18 protein-coding genes are annotated in these 23,328 nt (G+C 55.4%); 15 read left to right on the forward strand and 3 right to left on the reverse strand.

All coding sequences use genetic code 11. From position 1 onward, the window contains the following. Positions 1-28 precede the first annotated feature (28 nt). From K325_RS0100105 to K325_RS0100160, 12 genes are all read left to right on the forward strand, one after another. Positions 29-1,177 (forward strand): WD40/YVTN/BNR-like repeat-containing protein, encoded by a 1,149-nt coding sequence (locus K325_RS0100105; protein ID WP_029652227.1) that lies wholly within the window; start codon positions 29-31, stop codon positions 1,175-1,177. A gap of 46 nt (positions 1,178-1,223) precedes the next feature. After that, positions 1,224-3,611, forward strand: a complete 2,388-nt coding sequence (locus K325_RS0100110) for an efflux RND transporter permease subunit (protein ID WP_029652228.1) — start codon at positions 1,224-1,226, stop codon at positions 3,609-3,611. A gap of 187 nt (positions 3,612-3,798) precedes the next feature. Continuing rightward, entirely contained in the window at positions 3,799-4,782 is a 984-nt protein-coding gene (locus K325_RS0100115; protein WP_029652229.1) for a TAXI family TRAP transporter solute-binding subunit, read from the forward strand. Between the two features lie 81 nt (positions 4,783-4,863). Continuing rightward, positions 4,864-7,464 carry a TRAP transporter permease gene (locus K325_RS0100120; RefSeq protein WP_029652230.1) on the forward strand — a complete coding sequence of 867 codons (2,601 nt, stop codon included), beginning with the start codon at positions 4,864-4,866 and terminating at the stop codon, positions 7,462-7,464. A gap of 150 nt (positions 7,465-7,614) precedes the next feature. Beyond that, positions 7,615-9,540: a threonine--tRNA ligase gene (thrS, locus tag K325_RS0100125; RefSeq protein WP_029652231.1), complete on the forward strand. Its 1,926-nt coding sequence runs from the start codon at positions 7,615-7,617 to the stop codon at positions 9,538-9,540. A 2-nt stretch (positions 9,541-9,542) separates the two neighbouring features. Further along, a complete protein-coding gene (gene infC, locus K325_RS0100130) occupies positions 9,543-10,082 on the forward strand; it encodes a translation initiation factor IF-3 (protein WP_084694134.1) in 540 nt (179 codons plus the stop codon). A gap of 94 nt (positions 10,083-10,176) precedes the next feature. After that, complete coding sequence (gene rpmI, locus K325_RS0100135) at positions 10,177-10,368, forward strand: 50S ribosomal protein L35 (RefSeq protein WP_029652233.1); 192 nt, start codon at positions 10,177-10,179, stop codon at positions 10,366-10,368. A 50-nt stretch (positions 10,369-10,418) separates the two neighbouring features. Continuing rightward, entirely contained in the window at positions 10,419-10,772 is a 354-nt protein-coding gene (rplT, locus tag K325_RS0100140; protein ID WP_011785532.1) for a 50S ribosomal protein L20, read from the forward strand. Between the two features lie 137 nt (positions 10,773-10,909). Next, entirely contained in the window at positions 10,910-11,908 is a 999-nt protein-coding gene (gene pheS / locus K325_RS0100145) for a phenylalanine--tRNA ligase subunit alpha (RefSeq protein ID WP_029652234.1), read from the forward strand. 61 nt (positions 11,909-11,969) lie between these two features. Next, complete coding sequence (gene pheT, locus K325_RS0100150) at positions 11,970-14,342, forward strand: phenylalanine--tRNA ligase subunit beta (RefSeq protein ID WP_029652235.1); 2,373 nt, start codon at positions 11,970-11,972, stop codon at positions 14,340-14,342. 3 nt (positions 14,343-14,345) lie between these two features. Beyond that, a complete protein-coding gene (gene ihfA / locus K325_RS0100155; protein ID WP_011785529.1) occupies positions 14,346-14,648 on the forward strand; it encodes an integration host factor subunit alpha in 303 nt (100 codons plus the stop codon). Then, complete coding sequence (locus K325_RS0100160; RefSeq protein ID WP_029652236.1) at positions 14,629-14,994, forward strand: MerR family transcriptional regulator; 366 nt, start codon at positions 14,629-14,631, stop codon at positions 14,992-14,994. Before ihfA ends, K325_RS0100160 begins: the two co-directional genes overlap by 20 nt. A gap of 74 nt (positions 14,995-15,068) precedes the next feature. Here K325_RS0100160 and K325_RS0100165 read toward each other — a convergent pair whose 3' ends face one another. Then, positions 15,069-15,257 carry a YgaP family membrane protein gene (locus tag K325_RS0100165; RefSeq protein WP_029652237.1) on the reverse strand — a complete coding sequence of 63 codons (189 nt, stop codon included), beginning with the start codon at positions 15,255-15,257 and terminating at the stop codon, positions 15,069-15,071. A gap of 112 nt (positions 15,258-15,369) precedes the next feature. Here K325_RS0100165 and K325_RS0100170 point away from each other — a divergent pair, with 112 nt between their 5' ends. Next, positions 15,370-16,011: a Crp/Fnr family transcriptional regulator gene (locus K325_RS0100170; RefSeq protein ID WP_029652238.1), complete on the forward strand. Its 642-nt coding sequence runs from the start codon at positions 15,370-15,372 to the stop codon at positions 16,009-16,011. On the opposite strand, the gene K325_RS0100175 is transcribed toward K325_RS0100170, so the two are convergent. Together K325_RS0100175 and K325_RS0100180 are read right to left on the reverse strand one after the other, a co-directional pair. Further along, complete coding sequence (locus K325_RS0100175) at positions 16,000-17,136, reverse strand: glycerate kinase (protein ID WP_029652239.1); 1,137 nt, start codon at positions 17,134-17,136, stop codon at positions 16,000-16,002. The two genes, K325_RS0100170 and K325_RS0100175, sit on opposite strands and share 12 nt — an antisense overlap. A gap of 1 nt (position 17,137) precedes the next feature. Further along, positions 17,138-17,590, reverse strand: coding sequence for a winged helix-turn-helix transcriptional regulator (locus K325_RS0100180; protein ID WP_029652240.1), 453 nt, complete (start codon positions 17,588-17,590; stop codon positions 17,138-17,140). A 199-nt stretch (positions 17,591-17,789) separates the two neighbouring features. Between K325_RS0100180 and putA the strand changes: the two genes are divergently transcribed. Beyond that, positions 17,790-21,419 carry a bifunctional proline dehydrogenase/L-glutamate gamma-semialdehyde dehydrogenase PutA gene (putA, locus tag K325_RS0100185; RefSeq protein WP_029652241.1) on the forward strand — a complete coding sequence of 1,210 codons (3,630 nt, stop codon included), beginning with the start codon at positions 17,790-17,792 and terminating at the stop codon, positions 21,417-21,419. 203 nt (positions 21,420-21,622) lie between these two features. Continuing rightward, positions 21,623-23,328, forward strand: a 1,706-nt coding sequence (locus K325_RS17935) for a putative Ig domain-containing protein (protein WP_036192755.1), incomplete at its 3' end; no start/stop codon positions are given.

A 23,328-nucleotide genomic window follows, 5' to 3' on the forward strand; every position in this document is an offset into this window, starting at 1 on the left:
GGATTTAACCAACGTAAAGGCAATCTGAATGGCTAAAAGGTTCATGTGCGAGACGCTGGGAACTGCCACCCTGGGCCTCTCTATGGCGCTGGCGGCACCCGTGGCGTTTGCACTTTCAGATATTATTGAGACCCCCGCGAGGCCAACAGAGCTGGCGCCGCAGTCGCTGCTGAACGACGCTACCCGCGCTGGTGACAGAGTGGTGTCGGTCGGCGAACGTGGCCACATTATCTACTCGGACGATCAGGGACAGACCTGGGTGCAGGCTGAAGTACCTGTGGCGGTCACGCTGACGTCGGTGGATTTCGGAACCGAACAACATGGCTGGGTGGTTGGCCACAGCGGTGTTGTTCTCCACTCCGAGGATGGCGGTGAAAACTGGGCACTTCAGCTCGATGGGCTCCAGGCCGCCGAGCTCGTTATCGCCAGTAAAGAAGATCAGATTGCCGAGCTTGAGGCACGCATAGAGCAGGCGCCGGAGGGCGAGAAAGGTGACCTTGAGTGGGCGCTGGATGATCTCTTTTTTGCGCTGGAAAACACCCAGGCGGATATGGACATTGGTCCGGTGAACCCGTTTCTGGATGTCTGGTTTGAGGATGAGAATCACGGGTTTGTCGTGGGGGCTTACGGCATGATCCTGCGAACACAGGATGGCGGCCAAACCTGGGAAGACTGGGGGCCCAGGCTCGATAACCCGACTAACTTCCACTACAACAGCATTACTCAGGTGGCAGGTGGTGCGCTGGTGCTGGTTGGAGAGGCTGGCCAGATCCATGTCTCTGTGGATGGCGGTGATACCTGGGATAAGCGCGAAAGTCCTTACGACGGATCTCTGTTCGGTGTCACCGGAACCGGTCAGGTCAATGAGGTGCTGGCATTCGGGCTGCGGGGCAACACGCTGTTGTCGACGGATCTTGGTCGCACCTGGACCATGGTGCCCAACGAAGGTGGCGCAACCCTCAACAATGCGGCAGTTGCCGACGATGGCCGAATCACACTTGTTGGGAACGGCGGAGCTGTATTGATGAGCGCCAACGGTGGCGAGAGTTTCCGCCCCTATTTCCGAACTGACCGGGAAGGTGTCATGGGTGTGGTTCCTTTGTCAGGAACCAGTCTGCTGTTAGTCGGTGAGGGCGGTGTGACGATCACCGATGCCCGCGGCCGGAATCTGAATTAACGCCCTGGTGTGGCATCAACGGATAAATGGATAGAGGGGTTTTTTAATGTCTGACCCGATGCATGACAAGGGTGAACATTACCTGACAACGCCCAAGGCGGAACCGTTTCTTGAGCGCGTGATTTTCAACAACCGGGCGCCGATTCTCATCGCCTTTTTTGTGCTGACGCTGTTCCTTGGCTACAACGCCATCAAGATTCAGCCAGACGCGAGCTTTGAGCGGATGATTCCGCTGGAGCACCCGTACATCGTCAATATGCTGGATCATCGGGACGATCTGGATAATCTGGGTAATTTTGTGCGTATTGCTGTCGCTGTTGAAGAAGGAGATATCTTCACAGCGGAATACATGGAAACCCTCAAACAGATCACTGACGAAGTGTTCTACCTCAACGGTGTGGATCGATCTGGGCTGAAAACCCTGTGGACGTCTAACGTTCGCTGGGTTGAAGTGACCGAGCAGGGTTTTCAGGGGGGAACGGTCATTCCCGATGGCTACGACGGTTCCCGCGCGAGCCTGGAGCAGTTGCGCCAGAACGTCTTGCGGTCGAATGAGGTTGGTCGTCTGATCTCGGACAACTTCAAATCAACAATTGTGTATGCGCCTTTGTATGAGAAGAACCCGGAGACGGGCGAAGCCCTGGATTACGCTGCGTTCTCCAGAGAACTGGAAGAGAAAATCCGCCAGAAATACGAAGCACAGAATCCGGGTGTCAGCATCCACATTGTTGGTTTCGCGAAGAAAGTCGGAGACCTCATTGAGGGGATTGGGTCTATTGCCTGGTTTGCGGGCATTACCATTCTGCTGACCACGCTGCTTCTGTACTGGTACTCCCGGTGTATCGCCGGAACCCTGGTGCCGATCTTCACGTCCATCATTGCGGTGTTCTGGCAGTTGGGCGCCTTGCGGCTTCTTGGGTATGGGCTGGACCCTTATTCAGTTCTGGTGCCGTTCCTGGTATTCGCGATTGGTATCAGTCACGGTGTGCAGATTGTGAACGCCATGGCGGTAGAGTCTGCCAAAGGGTTTGATGCGGTTACCTCGGCCCGCCTTGCGTTCCGGGCACTGTATATCCCAGGCATGCTGGCGTTGATTTCCGATGCGGTGGGTTTTCTTACTCTGGTCTTCATCGAGATTGATGTTATTCGTGATCTGGCGGTTGCGGCGGGTCTCGGGGTGGCGTTCGTGATTATCACCAACCTGGTGCTGCATGTTCTGATCATGTCTTACATTGGCATTTCCAAAGGAGGGGTGCGGCACGTTCAGAATCATGGTGAGCAGCAGGATCGCAAATGGCGCATCATGTCCTATTTTGCTCATCCTGGCGTTGCGCCAATTTCGCTGTTGATTGCCGTGATTGGTCTGGGACTGGGGCTGTATTACAAGCAGGACCTGAAAGTGGGCGATCTGGATCAGGGAGCACCTGAACTGCGTCCGGACTCCCGTTACAACAAAGACAACGCCTACATCATCAATAATTATTCCACCAGTGCTGATGTTCTGGTTGCGATGGTGAAAACCCCTGAAGAACAATGTACTCAGTACAACGTGCTTCGGGCGATGGACAGTCTTCAGTGGGAGCTCCAGAACACGCCGGGTGTTCAGAGCTCGGCGTCTTTGGCTGATGTGTCAAAGCTGGTCACCAAAGCGTTGAACGAGGGTAACTGGAAGTGGTATGAGATTTCCCGGAACCAGACCATCATCAACGCTTCTATCCGGGATGCACCGGCGGGATTGATCAATACCGATTGCAGTCTCACGCCGGTACTGGTGTTCCTGGAAGACCACAAAGCTGAAACTCTGGAAACGGTGGTTGAGCGGGTGGAGCAGTTCGCAGCCGCCAACAGCAATGAGGAGCATACATTCCTGCTGGCAGCGGGTAACGCGGGTATTGAGGCCGCGACCAACGAGGTCATCTCCAATGCCAAAGACATCATGTTGCTGCTCGTTTACGGCGTGGTGAGTTTGCTCTGTTTCCTGACTTTCCGTTCGATTCGGGCGGTGGCCTGTATTGTGATTCCGCTGGGGCTGACATCGATCCTGTGTGAAGCGATCATGTCGGTCTCTGGTATTGGTATCAAGGTGGCCACTCTGCCGGTTATCGCCCTGGGTGTTGGTATTGGTGTGGATTACGGCATCTATATCTACAGCAAGCTGGAAAAGTTCCTGCTGGAGGGAAAAACGCTTCAGGAAGCATATTACGAGACCCTGCGGTCTACGGGTAAAGCGGTTATCTTTACCGGGGTGACTCTGGGTATCGGTGTTGTGACCTGGATCTTCTCGCCAATCAAATTCCAGGCCGACATGGGCTTCCTGCTGTTCTTCATGTTCCTGTGGAACATGGTCGGCGCAATCTGGCTGCTGCCGGCACTGGCAAGATTCCTGCTCCGGCCGGAAAAAATGCTGGCCAAGGCAAAGGCAGCAAAGTCCTGATAACTGCCACCGGATAACAAAAAAGCCCGCATGTGCGGGCTTTTTTGTTGAAAGCTCAGCTGGTTAGCGTGCTAATCCTTGCTTTATTTATCGCCAGAAGTGTTCTATGTTCTAGGACGAACCGGATGTTTGCCCGTCAACCCGTGCGGGTAATCGATTATAACTACCAAGAAAAGGAAGAGCACACATGACACTGAAACTCAAAGCGTCCGCTTTTGCCGTTGCAGCCGCCGTGAGCCTGAGTGCCGCGTCCTCTGCGGTTTCAGCTCAGGAACAGCGTTTCGTGACCATCGGTACCGGTGGCGTGACCGGGGTTTACTATCCGGCGGGTGGCGCCATCTGTCGCCTGGTGAACATGGATCGTAAAGAACATGGTATCCGTTGCTCAGTCGAGAGTACCGGCGGTTCTGTCTATAACCTGAATGCTATCCGGCAAGGGGAGCTTGACCTGGCGGTCGCCCAATCTGACTGGCAGTATCATGCCTACAATGGCAGCAGCCAGTTCGAGGACTCGGGGAAAAACGAGAAACTGAGAGCGGTCTTCTCGCTGCACCCGGAGCCGTTCACGGTTGTCGCCAGCAAAGGCTCAGGCATCAAGAGCTTTGAGGACCTGGAAGGCAAGCGTGTGTCCGTAGGCAACCCAGGCTCTGGCCAGCGCGCTACGGCTGAAGTTCTGATGGAGGAAATGGGGTGGGGCATGGACAAGTTCTCCCTGGCCGCCGAGATCAAGGCTGCAGAACAGTCCCAGGCCCTGTGCGATGGAAACATTGATGCCTTCTTCTACACCGTTGGACACCCCTCTGGTGCCATCAAAGAAGCCACCACGTCCTGCGACAGCGTGATCGTATCCGTCGATAACAAATCCACAGAAGCCCTGATCAAGGCCAACCCATACTATCGTAAGGCGGTGATCCCTGGTGGCATGTACCGTGGTTCTGACGAAGACGTGACTACCTTCGGTGTGGCGGCCACGTTCGTGTCTTCAACGGACGTACCTGATGATGTGGTCTATGAAGTAGTTAAGGCGGTGTTTGAAAACTTTGACAGCTTCAAGCGTCTGCATCCTGCCTTTGGCACCCTGAAGAAGGAAGAGATGGTTGCTGATGCCCTGAGTGCGCCTCTGCATTCCGGCGCAGCCAAGTACTATCGCGAGGCTGGCCTGATCGACTGATCAGCGAGGCACACCAACAGAGCGGGCTCCCGGCCCGCTCTGTTGATTCAGTAAGGTTACTTCCCATCACAGGAACATTCTATGGCAAAGAATGACCCCGGTACCGGGGCGGGTGTGGATGCCAGCAAGGTTGAGCAGTTATTGCAGACGGAAACCGGGGGCAGGGCGCTTACCGGCGCTGCGGCGGTTATCCTGTTCATTGTTCCGGTTTGCTGGTCACTGTTCCAGCTCTGGATAGCATCTCCCCTGCCGTTCATTCTGAATTTCGGTATTTTCAATTCCACGGAAGCGCGTTCCATTCACCTGGCATTTGCGGTGTTTCTCGCGTTTTCGGCATTCCCTATGATCAAGGGGGTGCACGCCAATAAAGTGCCCGTTTACGACTGGGTGCTGGCTCTGGCTGCTGCGTTCGCGGCCTCTTATCTTTTTGTTTTCTATGACTCGTTGGCTCAGCGCCCTGGTGCGCCCAACTCCATCGATCTATGGGTGGCGCTTGGCGGCCTGGTTCTGTTGCTTGAGGCCACGCGGAGAGCACTCGGGTTGCCCCTGACGGTTGTGGCGGCGGTCTTTGTGACCTATTCCCTGGCAGGCCCCTACATGCCTGACGTGATCTCCCATAAGGGGGTCAGCCTGAACAAGCTGGCGTCCCATCAGTGGCTTGGGACCGAAGGCGTATTTGGCGTGGCTCTGGGGGTTTCTACCAGTTTTGTGTTCCTGTTTGTCTTATTCGGAGCATTGCTGGAGCGAGCCGGTGCCGGTAACTACTTCATCAAAGTAGCGTATGCCATGCTGGGTCATATGCGCGGGGGGCCGGCCAAGGCGGCAGTGGTCTCCAGTGGTTTGAGTGGCGTTATCTCGGGCTCATCCATTGCCAACGTTGTGACCACCGGTACGTTTACCATTCCGCTGATGAAGCGGGTGGGCTTTCCTGCCACCAAAGCCGGGGCGGTTGAGGTGGCTGCCTCTACTAACGGCCAGCTTACCCCGCCGATTATGGGGGCAGCAGCTTTTCTGATGGTGGAGTACGTGGGGATCTCCTATCTGGAGGTGATCAAGCATGCGATTCTGCCTGCGTTGATTTCCTATGTTGCCCTGATTTACATCGTTCATCTGGAAGCCTGCAAGCTGAAAATGGAAGGTCTGGAGCGGCCCAATCGGCCGAGTCTGGCTCATCGACTGCTGAACTGGGTTGTCGTTCTGATCGGCTTGATTGTTCTGACATTTGCGGTTTACTACGGTGTAGGGTGGACCAAGGGCTTTCTGGGCGAGGCTGCCCCCTGGGTGCTTGGGCCGCTTCTGGTGCTGATATACGTTGGCCTGGTGGGATATGCCACCCGTTTTCCTGAGCTGGAGGAAGACGATCCGAACAAGGCAATGGACCAGTTGCCAGAGGTTGGGCCAACCGTGAAAACCGGGCTGTATTATCTGTTGCCGGTTGTTGTTCTGGTCTGGTGTCTGACGGTAGAGCGTTTTTCTCCGCAATTGTCGGCGTTCTGGGCCACCCTGTTCATGATCTTTATCGTGATCACCCAGCGCCCCCTCAAAGCCTTCTTCCGCAGGCACGGCGAGCTGTTTTCCGAATTTACCGGTGGTATTCATGACTTGTTCCATTCCCTGGCAACCGGGGGCCGGAACATGGTGGGTATCGGTGTTGCGACTGCGACGGCCGGTATTGTTGTCGGAACGGTTACCCTGACCGGTATTGGCCTGGTGATGACGCAGTTCGTGGAGTTTCTGTCTGGCGGCAATCTCCTGCTGATGCTGATCTTCACTGCGATCATCAGTCTGATTCTGGGTATGGGGCTGCCGACAACCGCAAACTACATTGTGGTCTCCACCCTGATGGCACCTGTCATTGTCACTTTGGGGGCCCAGAATGGATTACTGGTGCCGTTGATTGCGGTTCATCTGTTTGTGTTCTACTTCGGGATTCTGGCGGATGATACGCCGCCCGTTGGGCTGGCCGCCTATGCGGCGGCGGCTATCTCGGGGGCAGATCCCATCAGGACCGGGATTCAGGGTTTTACCTACGACATACGGACAGCGATCCTGCCGTTCATGTTCATCTTCAACACGCAGTTGTTGCTGATTGGGCTGACCGGGTGGTTTGACCTGCTGGTTACCGTGTTCAGTGCGGTGACTGCCATGCTGGTGTTCTCAGCGGCTACCCAGGGGTTCTGGTTTACCAGAAGCCGGAAGTGGGAAACTCTCGCACTTCTGTTGATTACCTTTACGATGTTCCGGCCAGGATACTGGTGGGACATGGTCTATCCGCCCAATGAGGAGCGCCCGGGCACTGCGGTCATGGAGTACGTCGAGACAGTGCCGGCGAATGCCCCGGTTGTTCTTAAGGTGTCTGGCATGGCGTTGGATGGCAGCGATGTGACGACTTACGTGGAGCTGGAGGTTCCGGAAGGTAGTACGCCGCAGGAACGATTGGCCGGTGCGGGGCTTGAAGTGTCTGAACAGGGCAACGATCTTGTTGTGGACTTTGTTAACTTCGGCAGCGCGGCGGAAGCGGCTGGTATTGAGTTTGGGTGGGTCATTGAGGCGGTCCAGATCAAACTGGATCGGCCGCCGAAGGAGCTGATGTTTATTCCGGCGTTGCTGCTGTTGGGGCTGGTTGCGTTTGGCCAGCTCAAACGCAAGGCCAGGGAGGACATTCAACTGCAGTCTGCCTGAGCCCAGGCTCCGTAAAAACCCGGCGTTGCTGCCGGGTTTTTTTCTGTTAGACTCCCTGACAAATCCGGCTCGCGGTTTGTGTCGCGCAGTCCGGCAACCAAGTGATCTTTGGTATAGATCACCGCTGAGAACCCCCATGAGGAGATCATCATGCCCGTCATTACTCTGCCGGATGGCAGTCACCGCAGTTTTGCTGAACCCGTAACCGTACACGATGTTGCTGCTGATATTGGTGCTGGCCTGGCCAAGGCCGCTCTCGCCGGTAAGGTTAATGGGCAGCTTGTAGATACAAGCCATCTGATCGAAAACGATTCGGAACTGGCCATTGTGACGGAACGTGATGACGACGGTGTTGATGTTATTCGCCACTCCACCGCCCATTTGATGGCAATGGCGGTTCAGGAATTGTTTCCGGGGGCTCAGGTAACGATCGGTCCGGTGATCGAAAACGGCTTCTATTACGACTTCAAATACGAGCGCCCGTTTACCAATGAGGACATGGCCCGCATTGAAAAGCGGATGGAGGAGCTGGCGAAACAGGATCTTCCGGTCTCCCGTTCCATTATGTCCCGGGGCGACGCCGTAAAATTGTTCGAGGACATGGGTGAGGAATACAAGGTTCGCATCATCGGGGATATTCCCGGTGAAGAAGACCTGTCGTTCTATCGCCAGGGCGATTTTATCGACCTGTGTCGTGGCCCGCATGTGCCCAGTACGGGCAAGCTGAAAGCCTTCAAGCTCACAAAGGTGGCCGGTGCATATTGGCGCGGGGACACCAGCAACGAGCAGTTGCAGCGTATCTACGGCACTGCCTGGGGCAACAAGAAGGACCTCAAGGCTTACCTGCATCGTCTGGAAGAAGCCGAAAAGCGGGATCACCGGAAAATTGGCAAGAAACTGGGCCTGTTCCACATGCAGGAAGAGGCGCCGGGGATGGTGTTCTGGCATCCGGATGGCTGGTCTCTGTATCAGGAGATTGAGCAGTACATGCGTGTCCAGCAACACAAGCATGGTTATCAGGAAATCAAGACTCCGCAAGTGGTGTCACGAAACCTTTGGGAAAAGTCCGGGCACTGGGACAAGTTCAAGGACGACATGTTCACGACCGAGTCCGAGAAGCACGATTTTGCCATCAAGCCTATGAACTGTCCCTGCCATGTGCAGGTCTTTAATCAGGGCCTGAAGAGCTACAAAGAGTTGCCGTTGCGTCTGGCGGAGTTTGGTTCCTGTCACCGTAATGAGGCCTCAGGTGCGCTGCACGGTTTGATGCGGGTTCGGGGCTTTACGCAGGACGACGCACACATTTTCTGCGAAGAAGATACGATCCAGCAGGAGGTTTCCGCCTTTATTGCCATGCTGCATGAAGTCTACGCAGATTTTGGTTTCACAGAGATTCTCTACAAGTTGTCCACGCGCCCGGAGAAGCGGGTAGGATCAGACGAAGTGTGGGACAAGGCGGAGGCTGCGCTGGAAGAAGCCCTGAATCGTGAAGGCGTTGATTGGGAATTATTGCCGGGTGAGGGCGCCTTCTATGGGCCTAAGATCGAGTTTTCGTTGAAAGACTGCCTGGGCCGGGTCTGGCAGTGTGGTACCATACAGGTTGATTTCTCGATGCCAGGGCGTTTAGGGGCTCAGTACGTTGCTGATAATTCTGAGCGTAAAACCCCGGTTATGTTGCACCGTGCGGTCTTGGGGTCATTTGAGCGCTTTATTGGTATTCTGATTGAAGAATACGAAGGGGCTTTCCCGACATGGCTGGCACCCACTCAGGTTGCTGTCCTGAATATTACCGATAAACAGCGTGATTATTGTCAGAATCTGGCCAAAAAACTGGATTCTTTAGGCTATAGGGTTAATGCTGACTTGAGAAACGAGAAGATCGGCTTTAAAATCCGCGAGCATACTCTAAATAAGGTTCCCTATCTGGTCGTTGTTGGCGATAAAGAAATCGAAAACAATGCCGTTGCGGTGAGAACCCGTAAAGGGGAAGATCTGGGAACCATGTCGGTCGACGATTTTGAAAAGCTGCTTGCAGCTGATGTCGAACGCAAAGGCAGAACTAAAACGGAGATCTAATTATTAAACAGCGAACGAATCGGGGTGGGCGTGCACCCAAGGCGCCTATCAATGAGAATATTGACGCAACTGAAGTCCGACTGATTGATGCCGAAGGCAATCAGGTGGGTATTGTTCCGATTGAAGACGCCCTGCGCATGGCGGAAGAGGCGACCCTGGATCTGGTTCAGGTTACGGATTCCGATCCGATCGTCTGTAAGATAATGGACTACGGCAAGAAGATCTTCGAAGAGAAAAAGGCCAAGGCGGCTGCCAAGAAGAAGCAGAAGCAGACGCAGGTCAAAGAGCTGAAGTTCCGACCAGGAACGGATGAAGGGGATTATCAGGTCAAACTACGCAACCTGATACGTTTCCTTGAGAACGGGGACCGCGGCAAGATCACTATCCGGTTCCGTGGGCGTGAGATGGCACACCAGGAACTTGGTATGAAGCTCATGCAACGGATTGAGGAAGATGTGTCTGAGGTGGCCCAGGTCGAAATGCGGCCGAAAATGGAAGGCCGTCAGATGACCATGGTGATCGCACCCCGAAAGAAGAAGTGAACCTGATCCCATGACGGGTCCCCCGCATCGGCGGGGGATTTGTCGTTCAGGGGCACGATTGTTTTTTTCGATAATAGAATGCGGAGTTTTAAAAATGCCGAAGATGAAAACCAAAAGCGGAGCTACCAAGCGGTTCAAGAAAACCGCCAATGGCTTCAAGCACAAGCAGTCCTTCACCAGCCACATTCTGACCAAGAAGAGCCCGAAGCGTAAGCGTCAGCTGCGCGGCACCAAGCTCATCGCCAAGTCAGATGTAGCATCTATCAAGCGCATGACCGCGTGCTGATTCAGCCGCGCGACTCATTCCTTAGAAAGTAAAGGTAGAAGGATTAAAGTATGGCTCGTGTAAAGCGTGGCGTGGTCGCACGTCGTCGTCACAAGAAGATTCTCAATCAGGCCAAAGGTTACTACGGTGCCCGTAGCCGTGTTTACCGTGTTGCCAAACAGGCGGTTATCAAGGCCGGCCAGTATGCCTACCGTGACCGTCGCAACCGTAAGCGCGCCTTCCGTGCTCTGTGGATTGCCCGTATCAACGCTGGTGCCCGTGCAAACGGTCTGTCATACAGCCGTCTGATCGCTGGCCTGAAAAAGGCAAACGTTGAAATCGATCGTAAGGTTCTGGCCGACCTGGCTATGAACGAGCAGCAGGCGTTTGCCGCTGTTGTTGAGAAGGCCAAAGCGTCCCTGTGATCGCTTAAGCTCTTTCATCGATTGCTGATCGATTCGGGCGCCGCATGATTCATGATGGCGCCTACTGATAGGGGAAGGGCACGCTCTTCCCCTATTTTTGTTTTAACCTACCCCATTTCTGGTTTGGAGCAGGGTCAATGGAAAACCTGAAACAACTGGTTCAGGACGGGTTGAGCGCCGTAGAAAAGGCCGACAACCTGCAGGCGCTTGATCAAATTCGCGTTGAATACCTCGGCAAAAAAGGTGTGATTACCCAGCAGGCGAAAACCCTGGGGAAGCTCTCTGCTGAAGAACGCCCGGTGGCCGGCCAGAAAATCAATGAAGCCAAAGGGCAGGTCGAGCAGGCCATCAATGCAAAGCGTGCGGATCTGGAAAAAGCCGCCATTGAGGCCAGGCTTGCAGCGGAATCCATTGACGTAACACTGCCTGGTCGCGGGCAGGATCTGGGTGGTCTTCATCCTGTTACCCGAACGTTGCAGCGCATCGAGGAAATCTTTTCCCGTGCCGGTTACAGCGTGGAACAGGGCCCGGAGATCGAAGACGATTACCATAACTTTGAAGCCCTGAATATCCCCGGGCATCATCCGGCCCGTGCGATGCACGACACTTTCTATTTCAATCCAGGTACGTTGCTGCGAACTCATACCTCGCCGGTCCAGATTCGGACCATGGAGGCCGGCAAGCCGCCTTTTCGCATGATTTGCCCGGGCCGGGTCTATCGATGCGATTCGGACATGACCCATACGCCCATGTTCCATCAGGTTGAAGGTCTGCTGGTTGAGAAAAACGTCAGTTTTGCTGATCTGAAAAGTACCGTTGAAGAGTTTCTGAGAGTGTTCTTTGAGCGCGACCTCAAGGTGCGGTTCCGGCCTTCCTATTTTCCGTTCACCGAACCCTCGGCGGAAGTCGATATTGAGTGGGGGCGGGAGCCGGATGGCAGCATCAAGTGGCTGGAAGTCATGGGGTGCGGCATGGTACACCCGAAAGTGTTCGAATATTGCGGAATTGATTCTGAGGAGTACCGCGGGTTTGCCTTTGGCATGGGGGTTGAGCGCCTGGCGATGCTGCGTTACGGCGTGAAAGACCTGCGTATGTTTTTCGAGAACGACCTGCGTTTCCTGCGCCAGTTCCGTTAAGACGGCGCTTAATAAAAGGTAACCGGCTCAGAATCAACCGAATCAGGACAGGGTTAGGACAATGAAATTCAGTGAACAGTGGCTGCGCGAATGGGTAAACCCGAGCATTGGCTCTCAGGAGTTGATGGATCAGATCACGATGGCGGGGCTGGAAGTCGATGGCTTTGAGGCTGTCGCGGGTGAGTTTACCGGCGTGGTCGTGGGAGAGGTCATTTCTGTGGCTCCTCATCCCGACGCCGACAAGTTGAGAGTGTGTCAGGTGAGTAATGGCGAGCAGACGGTCCAGGTGGTCTGCGGTGCGCCGAATGTTCGGGACGGGTTGAAAGTGCCTTTTGCCGAAGTGGGAGCGGTCCTGCCCGGTAACTTTAAGATCAAGAAGGCCAAGCTTCGTGGCCAGCCTTCAGAAGGTATGCTGTGTTCGGAGTCCGAACTCGGGCTTTCCGAAAGCCACGATGGCCTGATGGAGCTCCCTGAGGAGGCGCCGGTTGGCCAGCCAGTTTCGGATTATCTCAAGCTGAATGATATTGCGATTGATGTTGACCTGACGCCCAACCGCAGTGATTGCTTGTCTATCAAGGGGCTTGCCCGTGAAGTGGGTGTGCTGAACAGCCTGGTAACGACAGCGCCAGTTATCGAGCCAGTTAAAGCTGTGCATTCTGAGGTTCCGGATGTCCGGGTCGAAGCTCCGGCAGGCTGCCCGCGTTATCTGGGGCGTATTCTGCGAAATGTGAATCTTCAGGCGGAAACCCCGTTGTGGATGCAGGAAAAACTGCGCCGCTCCGGGATACGTTCGATTGATGCGGCGGTTGACGTCACGAACTATGTCATGCTGGAGCTGGGGCAGCCCATGCATGCGTTTGATCGGAATGAGATCAGTGGCGGAATTGTTGTGCGCATGGCTGCTGCCGGAGAGAAACTGGTGTTGCTGGATGGCCAGCAGGTTGAGCTCACGGCAGAAACCCTGGTTATTGCGGACCACGAAAAACCGGTCGCTATTGCGGGGGTTATGGGGGGGGAGCATTCCGGGGTCAGCGAAAAGACTCAGGATCTGGTGCTGGAGTCGGCGTATTTCGATCCGATTACTCTGGCAGGAAAAGCTCGTCACTATGGGTTGCACACAGACGCCTCCCATCGCTTTGAGCGGGGTGTGGACTATGAGCTTGCCCGTGAGGCAATGGAGCGCGCAACAAGTCTGCTGATGGCCATTGTCGGTGGTGAGCCTGGTGAGGTTGTGGAAGTTGCCAGCGCAGAGCACCTGCCGAAACCGCGTGCCATTGATCTTCGTGAGCAGCGCCTTGCCGACGTGCTGGGGCTGAAGATCAATCGCACCACCGTGGAAGAAATTCTCACCCGTCTGGGGTTGCGCATAGATAAGCTGCTGAAAGACGGATGGCGAGTGAGTGTGCCGAGCTTCAGGCCGGATATCTCTATCGAGGAAGATCTGATTGAGGAAGTTGGCCGGATTTTCGGTTACAACAACCTGCCGGTTACTGAGCCAACCGGCTCGCTGGGGCTGCGCGCGCGTGAAGAAGCCGTGCGCCCCTTGTCTGCCGTTCGCAACTACTTTGTAGCCCAGGGATATCAGGAGGCGATTACCTACAGTTTTGTCGACCCGAAAATTCAGCAGTTGGTAGACCCTGAGCGGGAAGGTATCGCGCTGGCAAATCCGATTTCCGCAGATCTGTCGGTGATGCGTACAACCCTGTGGAGTGGATTGCTGAAGACGGTTGCCTATAACCAGAACCGGCAGCAACCCCGGATTCGATTGTTTGAAAGTGGTTTGCGGTTTGAGCAGACCAACGACGGTATTCGGCAGCAGCCGATGCTGGCCGGTGTGGTGGTTGGTAACCAGACTCCTGAAAACTGGGTGAATGGTCGCAGAACTTCTGACTTCTTTGATGTAAAAGGAGAGTTGGAAAGCCTGTTCCGGCTGTTGGGTATTGAGGTTGCCTTTGTCGCAAGCCAGCACCCTGCGTTGCACCCCGGACAGACGGCTGAATTGCTTCGAAATGGGGAGCGTGTCGGTTGGTTGGGCACATTGCATCCACAAGTGCAGAAAAATCTTGAACTTAATGGCACGATCCTGTTGTTTGAGCTATTCTTGAATTCGATCGTTACCGGTTATGTGCCTAATTTCAAAGATGTTTCAAAATTTCCGGAAGTTCGCCGGGATTTGGCTATCATTATCGGGAGCGAGGTGGCGTTCGCTCAGGTAGAACATGTGGCCCGAAAACATGCTGGCGAACACCTCACGGCGTTGCGTGTGTTTGATGTCTACGAGGGAGAAAGCCTGGGTGAGGGCAATCGTAGCCTGGCACTGAGTCTTTTCTGGCAGCATCCCGAACGCACGCTTAATGAGGACGAAGTGCATTCGCTCTTCAACGGGGTTATCGAAGCCCTGAAGGAAGAGTTGGAGGCAACACTGAGGAGTTGACAGATGGCGGCTTTGACGAAAGCGGACATGGCGGAGCGCTTGTACGAAGAGTTGGGTCTGAACAAGCGTGAAGCCAAAGAAATGGTGGAAGCTTTCTTCGATGAAATCAGAGGCGCACTCAGCCACAACGAACAGGTGAAACTGTCGGGATTCGGTAACTTCGATCTCAGGGATAAGAAGCAGCGGCCGGGAAGGAACCCGAAAACGGGTGAGGAAATTCCCATCAGTGCACGACGCGTAGTTACGTTTCGACCAGGTCAGAAACTGAAACAGAAAGTAGAAGCGTATGCTGGAACCCAGTCATAATAACGAGCTCCCTGTTATTCCGGGGAAACGCTATTTCACTATTGGTGAGGTGGCCGAGCTGTGTGCGGTTAAGGCGCATGTGTTGCGCTATTGGGAGCAGGAGTTTCCTCAGTTATCTCCGGTAAAGCGGCGGGGTAACCGCCGTTACTACCAGCGGGCCGATGTGATCACTATCCGGCAGATTCGAAGTCTGCTGTATGATCAGGGTTACACCATAGGTGGGGCCAAGCAGAAGCTAAGCAGTAGTGAGGCAAAAGACGACACGTCCCAATACAAGCAACTGATCCGTCAGATGATTACAGAGCTGGAAGAAGTGCTGGATGTCTTGAATGCGCCGGTGCGCTGAAACGAGGCGTTCTAGCCTGATCTCAATATAACAAGGCCAGAGTGGCTAGAGCTGCTCTGGCCTTTGTGTTTCTGCTATTTGGTTTTGCAGGTCTTGATTCCCAGAATTGAGTACGCCGGACAGTTGCCAATAAGGGCCGTTGCCAGCGGCACAATCCCTACCCAGCCCCAAGGTGTCTGAGGGCCGATAAAGACCAGGGCCAGCAGGACAAGGCCTGCGATGGCGCGAATAATGCGATCAGCGGAACCCATGTTTACCGTCATCTTGGTTTCTCCTGTGAGATGTCGAGTGATGATGTCAGTGTAGGTCTGCGGAAGATCGGGTTCAGTGATAAAGTCACACAGACCAGCAACTTTCTGCAAAGGGCACTGCCGGATGGCCAAACACCATATTCTCGATACTCTGACCGATGCCTTGCGGGATGATGTGCTTGAGGGGCTTCAGGTCCTGAGGTTTCCGGCGGGGCAGGTTTTGTTCAGTGCCGGTGAGCATTGCCGCGGTCTTCCTCTGGTTCTGAGTGGCAGCATCAAGGTTCAGATGACCGGAGTGTCCGGCCACAGTATTGTGCTTTATCGAATGGGGGCCGACGACATCTGCACCTTATCCATCGGGTGCCTGATGACGGGGCGCGGATACCGGGCTGAGGCTATTTCCGAGGGCGAGGCTGAAGCCGCGATCATTCCGCGGGGTTTGTTCGACCGGTTGATGGATCAGTCAGCCGGTTTCCGGCTGGGTATCATGGAATCCTATGGGCGTCGGCTGGACGACCTCATGTTGCTGGTCGAAGAGGTGGCGTTTCACCGTATGGATGAGCGCCTGGAAGAGTGGCTGCAAGACCGGGCCTCCAGCGGTCAGAATGTAGTGCTTATTACCCATCAGGAATTGGCTGTGGAACTTGGTACGGCAAGGGAAGTGGTCAGTCGTCTGCTGAAAGAGCTGGAGCGCCGGGGACAGGTTCGGCTGGCCCGTGGCCGGGTTGAACTGACCGGTCTGCTGAGGACCACCTCACTGGCGTGAGATACTGTGAATCAGTCGGGCCAGCTGTTCGGATGCCTGTTCGAGATTGGCCTCAGCATTGGTGTAGGCTTCGGACAGCGCCATGGGGGCGGGTGTAATGGAAAAGGCTGCTGTCAGACCTGTGTCATGCAGTGGCGAGAGTTCGCCGCTGAGTTTTCCGCACAGGCCGATAACCGGTATGCCGCAGGATCTGGCCAATGCCGCTACGCCTGCCGGTGTCTTGCCGGATGCACTTTGAGCGTCGATGGCCCCCTCTGCCGTGATCACCAGGTCTGCAGTGCGGATGTACTGTTCCAGTTGCAGGGCCTCCATCACCAGGTTGACTCCCGGTTGAAGCCTGGCCCCAAGAACGCCTTTGGCCATTCCTCCTATACCGCCGGCCGCGCCACTTCCGGGAAAGCTGGCGATGTCCATCCCCTGAGTTTCGAGGATTCTCGCAAAGTGGCTCAGGTTGTCGTCCAATTGGGCGACTTCCTGAATGCTCGCGCCTTTCTGGGGTCCGAATATTGCCGCCGCTCCCTGAGGGCCAAGGAGTGGATTTGTGACGTCGCAGGCAACGACAATCTGAACGCCCAGGAATCGTTGGATTGCGGGTTCAAGGCAGGCGTGGGTCATTGACGCCAGGCCGATGCCGCCTGGCGGAATATCATGGCCCTTATGGTCTAACAGTCTGGCGCCCAGGGCTTGCAGGATTCCGGCTCCTCCATCCGTCGTGGCGCTGCCGCCAAGCCCCAGGATCAGGGTTTTTGGTTGATGTTTCAGAGCTGCCATAATCAGTTCTCCAGTCCCGCGACTGGACGCTTTTAGGGCCTCACGGGCCTCGGCGGGTACGTGGTGCAGCCCGCTGGCTTCAGCCACTTCGACGATGGCTGTGCTGCCGTGATTAATCAGTCCGAAGTGTGCGTGTACCGGCTCGCCGAGCGGACCGGTCACGGAAACTTGATGCAGTTTCCCTTTTGCAGCGGTTGTCAGGGCGATAGTTGTCCCTTCGCCACCATCGGCCAGTGGGATCTCTACAAGCTCGTCGTTCGGAGCGACCTTGCTCCAGCCGCGGGCTATGGCCGTCGCCACCTCTTGTGCGGAAAGGCACTCCTTAAAAGAGTCTGGTGCAATGACGATGTTCATCTTATTGCCCTCGGTCTTTGACGTTTTCCATCACCGCAAAGGTACTGGTTTGCAGCACGTGTGGGAGGCTGGAAATCTGTTCGCCGAGCACTTGTCGGTATTCAGCCATGTTCCGGGTGCGCACTTTCAGAAGATAGTCAAAGTTCGCCGCCATCATGTGGCACTGTTCGACGGCGGAGATCTGTCGGACAGCCTCGTTGAACGCGGCCAGTGCCTTGCTGCTGGTATCGCTCAGGGTAACCTGGGCGAATGCGACGTGGGAAAGCCCGAGTTTGGTCTGATTCACCATGGCGCTGTAGCCCGTGATGTACCCCTGATCTTCCAGTCTCTTCATTCTGACCTGACATGGCGTTTTGGATAAACCCACCCGGGACGCCAGGTCTGTCACCGTGATGCGGCCATTTTTCTGCAGTTCCCGGATGATGGAAAGGTCGATTCTGTCGAGATCTGCCATGGCTGCTATCCTTTGAAATAGGGGTGAAACCTGCGAAAAAAGTCAGGTTGTCTGATATTAACGAATATGCAGGGATATAGGTAAGTTTCTGGGGTGCAAAAAAGGAAAAATAAACGCTGTTTGAGGGCTGAATAGGCTAATTGTATGCACCTGCTTCGTTAAAATGCGGTCAGTATTCAAACAATCAGGAGGGTACACCATGAGTCTTCAGCAATCCCCAGCTCCGGAGCTCAATGACATTCGCCAGGCCATCCGCGCGAACTACCTGGCGGATGAACATGAAGTGATTCACCGGCTGATTGCTGAGGCACGGTTGTCGGATGAAACCCGAAAGGCCATTTCTGCCCGTGCAGCCGAGCTGGTGAGGGATGTACGCAACAGTGCGCGCCCGACCATCATGGAAAAATTCCTTGCCGAGTACGGGCTGACCACCAAAGAGGGGGTCGCGCTGATGTGTCTGGCTGAAGCGTTGTTGCGGGTGCCGGATAATCTGACCATTCAGGACCTGATCGAAGACAAAATCACCTCAGGTAACTGGGGAGCTCACGTCGGTAAAGCAAAATCCGGCATGATCAACTCTGCCACCCTTGCCTTGCTGATGACCAGTAATCTGCTGAAAGATTCGGAGCGGCAAAGTGTCGGGGACACGCTGCGTAAACTGGTCAAGCGCCTGGGGGAACCTGTGGTTCGCACGGTTGCCGGGCAGGCGATGAAGGAAATGGGGCGCCAGTTTGTACTTGGGCGGACCATTGAAGAAGCCCAGGATCGAGGGAAGTCCCAGGAAACCCGGGGCTATACCTACTCGTATGACATGCTGGGAGAAGCGGCTCGCACCGATGCGGACGCTCACCGTTATTATCAGGCCTATTCCGACGCCATCGACAGTATCAGTAAGCGCTGCAAGGGTGATGTGAGAACCAATCCGGGTATCTCAGTGAAGCTCTCCGCGCTTCTGGCCCGTTATGAGTATGGCCATAAAGAGCGGGTGATGAATGAACTGGTTCCACGCGCACTCAAGCTCGCCAGAAAGGCAGCGGCGGCCAATATGGGGTTCAATATTGATGCAGAAGAGCAGGATCGCCTGGACCTGTCTCTTGATGTTATCGAGGCCATTCTTTCCGATTCCGAACTGAAAAACTGGGACGGTTTCGGAGTGGTTGTCCAAGCTTTCGGCAAAAGGGCATCACAGACTCTGGATTGGCTCTATGCTCTGTCGGAGAAACTGGATCGCCGCATCATGGTCCGGCTGGTTAAAGGCGCGTACTGGGATGCCGAAATCAAGCGTGCCCAGGTAATGGGGTTGAGTGGTTTCCCTGTGTACACACGCAAAGCATGCAGCGATGTGGCCTACCTGGCCGGGGCTCGTAAGCTTCTGGCAATGACCGATCGAATTTATCCGCAGTTCGCCACCCACAATGCCCATTCGGTATCTGCGGTGCTGGAACTTGCAAAGGATCTTGGGCGGGATAAGTTTGAGTTCCAGCGCCTGCACGGTATGGGGGAGTCTCTGCATGATCAGGTTCTGGAAGACAGCGGTGTGCCCTGTCGAATCTACGCCCCGGTTGGAGCTCATAAAGACCTGTTGGCGTATCTGGTGCGCCGGCTGCTGGAGAACGGCGCCAACAGCTCGTTTGTGAACCAGATTGTGGATACCAGCATCACTCCGGAAGAAATTGCCAAAGACCCGATTGATGTCGTGGTCGGGCTTGGTCATAACCTGTCCAGTCAGGCGATTGTGCACCCGTCTAAAATCTTTGGTGAGCAGCGCCGAAACTCCAGAGGGTGGGATATTACCGACCCGGTAACGGTGGCCGAGATTGATGAAGGGCGGAATCGTTACAAGAGCCATCAGTGGAAGGGCGGCCCGGTGTTGGCGGTCGATTCAGTCAGTGATGAGGTGGTGGAAGTACGGAATCCAGCGAACCCGGACGACCTGGTGGGCCACATGACCTATGCCTCTGAGGCGGATATCTCTGCGGCGCTGGATGCGGCTCAGGATGGTTTCAGGGAGTGGTCTGCGGTGCCGGTGGAGGACCGGGCAGCGATGATTCGCAAAGTAGGCGACCTGTATGAAGCGAACGTACATGAGCTGTTCGCGCTGACCACCCGTGAGGCGGGCAAGTCATTGCTGGATGCCGTTGCGGAGATTCGTGAAGCCGTTGATTTCGCGATGTTCTATGCCGATGAAGGCATTCGTTATAAGGGCGATGGGGCAGCCCGTGGCGTGATGTGCTGTATCTCGCCCTGGAACTTCCCGCTGGCCATTTTTACCGGGCAAATTCTGGCTAACCTGGCGGCGGGTAATGCCGTGGTGGCCAAGCCAGCAGAGCAGACATCGTTGCTGGCTGTCCGGGCCGTAGAGTTGATGCATCAGGCGGGGATTCCTGCAGCGGCTATCCAGTTGTTACCGGGCACCGGCGCAACCGTCGGTTCAGGCCTGACCTCTGATGCGAGGGTCGCCGGGGTTTGTTTTACCGGTTCGACCGCCACAGCGCAAAGAATCAACAAGGCGATGACTGAGCACATGGAGCCGGATGCGCCCCTGGTGGCGGAAACCGGTGGTCTCAATGCCATGATTGTAGACTCCACCGCCTTGCCGGAGCAGGTCGTCCGGGATGTGCTGGCGTCGTCGTTCCAGAGTGCTGGGCAGCGCTGCTCCGCCCTTCGGATGCTGTACGTCCAGAAAGATATTGCCGATAACCTTCTGGAAATGCTGTATGGCGCGATGGAGGAATTGGGGATTGGTGATCCGTGGCAATTATCAACCGATGTGGGCCCGGTGATTGACGAAAATGCCCGCAAGAAGATTTCTGACCATTGTCAGAAGTTCGAACAGCAGGGCAAGCTGTTGAAGAAACTCAAGGTACCGGAGCAAGGCCTGTTTGTGTCGCCTGCGGTGCTTCAGGTCAGTGGCATTGAGGAGCTGGAAGAGGAAATCTTTGGCCCGGTCCTGCATGTGGCTACGTTTGAGGCCAGGGATATTGATAAGGTTATCGATGCTATCAATGCCAAAGGCTACGGCCTGACGTTCGGGATTCACAGCCGGGTTGACCGCCGTATCGAGCACATTGCCAGCCGCATTAAAGTCGGCAACACCTACGTGAACCGAAACCAGATCGGGGCCATTGTCGGCTCTCAGCCTTTTGGTGGAGAAGGGCTTTCCGGTACCGGTCCTAAAGCCGGCGGGCCGCAGTATGTGAGCCGGTTCCTCAAGGGCAGCGTGCTTGAGAAGCCTGCGCCTTCTACCGATAAAATGGTGGGCGCAGATAAAGCACAAAAGCTGATCCGCAAACTGGCCGAGCTGGATATTCCGGAAGCAAAAGGGCGACAGGCGGTGTTGGAGCCCTATTTCGGGAAGGTACCTGCACCATTGGATGAAGGGTATGAGGAAATGCCGGGGCCAACGGGGGAGCAGAACCACCTGTCCTGTCATGGACGTGGTGTGGTTTTGTGCCTTGGCCCGGATGCCGAGGCTGCTATTGAGCAGGCGGGAACGGCGTTGTCTCAGGGTAACAAGGTGGTTGTGATCGCACCCGGGGCAGATGAAGCGTTGGCCGGTGCGGTTAAAGCTGGTCTTCCGGTTGTTGTCAGTGATGGCATGCTCAATCCGGATGTGCTGGCTGATCTGGAAGGGTTTGCTGCCGTTGTCAGTGTTGCGGAGAAATCTTTGCTTAAGCAATACCGAACGGCGCTTTGCCGGCGGGAAGGGGCGTTGCTGCCGATCATCACCGAGCCGCAACTGGATCAGCGCTTTGTGATTGAGCGCCACCTGTGTGTCGATACGACCGCAGCGGGAGGTAATGCCAGCCTGATTGCGTCTGCAGAGTAGGTCGTGCTGTAACGACTTTGTTCTGTGATGGAGCGCCAGCCTGTTGCCAGGTTGGCGCTTTTTTTGTTTTTGGGGCTTATGTTATCGATCTTTAAATAAACTTTTCCTTCCTCCAATCCTTTTGGCGGCTGCCCAAAAGAGTTGTATCGCCAGAGTGAGATCATCCCGTACTAGGAAAAACCATAGTTCGAAGGTGATGCGCCGTGAGCAATATTCTGGGATACGTCATTGACATTGAAGGTACTGCATTTCTCAGGAATGAGGAGGGTGCCAGTCAGCTTTTGGCGATAGGGGATTCGTTGGAAGCAGGAGCTCCGCTTCTGATCCCGGATGGCTCTGCAGTTCTTGTTAGAATGCCTGACGGGCAGATCGTCCGGTTGAGTACAGATCATGGCCACGGTGAGCTGATCCTGTCTGAGAAGGTCCTGCATGACCCTGCGTATACCGAATCAACGATCGAGTTTTCTGATCCTCAGCGTATCGAGCCTGGCGAGGGCCTTTACCGGGTCTATAACAAGCAGGTCCAGTATCAGAGCAGTGGTTTCGATCATGTCCGGCTGTCTGAAGGGGCCGGAGAGAGAGCCCTGTACGGCGACTCACCGCGATCCCTGAGCGAAGACCGTCCGTCTGAACCCGGGATCACGTCGTTCGGTGAGGGGCCTGAACCGCGGCCCTCCGAGCCGGAATGGCGAGAAACAGAGCTGAAAGTACTTCGGAGCATTGATCCTCAGGTCAACTACGATGCGGAATCTCTGACCTCTGTCGATATCGCTTCCTACTTTACTCAGCCGGAGGGCGCCGGAAAACTGAGCTTTTCCGCGCAAGGATTGCCCCCGGGCATGACTATGGACCCTCGTACAGGCGTAATTTCAGGCACCTTTGATGGCTCATCCAGTCAAGGGGCCAATGAGGGCGTTTACCGCGTTACGGTGACCGCTACTCCGGAGTTTGGCTCCAGTATCAGCCAGTCGTTCGATTGGACTGTGATCAACGTTCCCCCGGTTGCGGTCAATGATCAGGAAGCAACCGATTCAGAGGTTGTATTGCAGGTGCCGGCAGCGGCTGGCCTGCTGGGAAATGACCACGCGCCGGACGGAGACAGTATAGAAGTTGTTGCTGTCAATCAGATTCAGCCCGGAGTGTTGTCTGGTTCTGGGGCGACGCCTTCATCAGGCGGGGTTGGTGCTGCCCTGCCGGGCAGCCATGGCGGAATATTCATTATTCACGCGGATGGCAGTTACTCGTTTGATCCTAACGGTGAATTCGGGTATCTGGGTGACTCCGAGAGCGCCAGAACGTCCATTGATTATGTGATCAGTGATGGAGAAGGCGGAACGGCAACGGCCACGCTGACCATTACGGTAACCGGGGGCAACGATGCCCCGCAGGCCTCGGGCTCGATTCCGGATCAGACCGACGTTGATGACGTCACCATCACCGACCTGGACGTCTCCGGGTACTTCACTGATGCCGATGCCAGTGACACCCTGACCTACACCGCCAGCGGGTTGCCCGATGGCCTGACTCTGGATTCGGCCACCGGTCGGATCACTGGCACGCCGGCTCCTTCGGCCAGCCAGGGCGGAAGTAACGGGGTATACCAGGTCACGATCACAGCCACAGACAGCCAGGGCGCAACCGTCGACCAGACCTTTACATGGACGGTGACCAACCCGGCGCCGGTAGCGGCTGACGATACCGGCACCACCGATCAGGATTCGGTGTTGGACATGGATGCGGCCAGCGGTGTGCTGGCCAATGATGCCGATCCGGATGGTGATGTTTTGTCCGTGACAGGGATTACAAATGGTGCGGTCACCGTGTATCCCGGTTCGGCTTTGTCGGGGGATAACGGCGGGGAGTTCACCCTGAACGCCGACGGCAGCTACACCTTTAACCCGAACGGGGC

The organism is Marinobacter daepoensis DSM 16072 (genome assembly GCF_000421165.1).
GTDB lineage: Bacteria > Pseudomonadota > Gammaproteobacteria > Pseudomonadales > Oleiphilaceae > Marinobacter > Marinobacter daepoensis.

Coding starts and splice junctions, on each gene's coding strand:
- K325_RS0100105 (WP_029652227.1), top strand. CDS start 29: ATGGCTAAAAGGTTCATGTGCGAGACGCTGGGAACTGCCACCCTGGGC.
- K325_RS0100110 (WP_029652228.1), top strand. CDS start 1,224: ATGTCTGACCCGATGCATGACAAGGGTGAACATTACCTGACAACGCCC.
- K325_RS0100115 (WP_029652229.1), top strand. CDS start 3,799: ATGACACTGAAACTCAAAGCGTCCGCTTTTGCCGTTGCAGCCGCCGTG.
- K325_RS0100120 (WP_029652230.1), top strand. CDS start 4,864: ATGGCAAAGAATGACCCCGGTACCGGGGCGGGTGTGGATGCCAGCAAG.
- thrS (WP_029652231.1), top strand. CDS start 7,615: ATGCCCGTCATTACTCTGCCGGATGGCAGTCACCGCAGTTTTGCTGAA.
- rpmI (WP_029652233.1), top strand. CDS start 10,177: ATGCCGAAGATGAAAACCAAAAGCGGAGCTACCAAGCGGTTCAAGAAA.
- rplT (WP_011785532.1), top strand. CDS start 10,419: ATGGCTCGTGTAAAGCGTGGCGTGGTCGCACGTCGTCGTCACAAGAAG.
- pheS (WP_029652234.1), top strand. CDS start 10,910: ATGGAAAACCTGAAACAACTGGTTCAGGACGGGTTGAGCGCCGTAGAA.
- pheT (WP_029652235.1), top strand. CDS start 11,970: ATGAAATTCAGTGAACAGTGGCTGCGCGAATGGGTAAACCCGAGCATT.
- ihfA (WP_011785529.1), top strand. CDS start 14,346: ATGGCGGCTTTGACGAAAGCGGACATGGCGGAGCGCTTGTACGAAGAG.
- K325_RS0100160 (WP_029652236.1), top strand. CDS start 14,629: ATGCTGGAACCCAGTCATAATAACGAGCTCCCTGTTATTCCGGGGAAA.
- K325_RS0100165 (WP_029652237.1), bottom strand. CDS start 15,257: ATGACGGTAAACATGGGTTCCGCTGATCGCATTATTCGCGCCATCGCA.
- K325_RS0100170 (WP_029652238.1), top strand. CDS start 15,370: ATGGCCAAACACCATATTCTCGATACTCTGACCGATGCCTTGCGGGAT.
- K325_RS0100175 (WP_029652239.1), bottom strand. CDS start 17,136: ATGAACATCGTCATTGCACCAGACTCTTTTAAGGAGTGCCTTTCCGCA.
- K325_RS0100180 (WP_029652240.1), bottom strand. CDS start 17,590: ATGGCAGATCTCGACAGAATCGACCTTTCCATCATCCGGGAACTGCAG.
- putA (WP_029652241.1), top strand. CDS start 17,790: ATGAGTCTTCAGCAATCCCCAGCTCCGGAGCTCAATGACATTCGCCAG.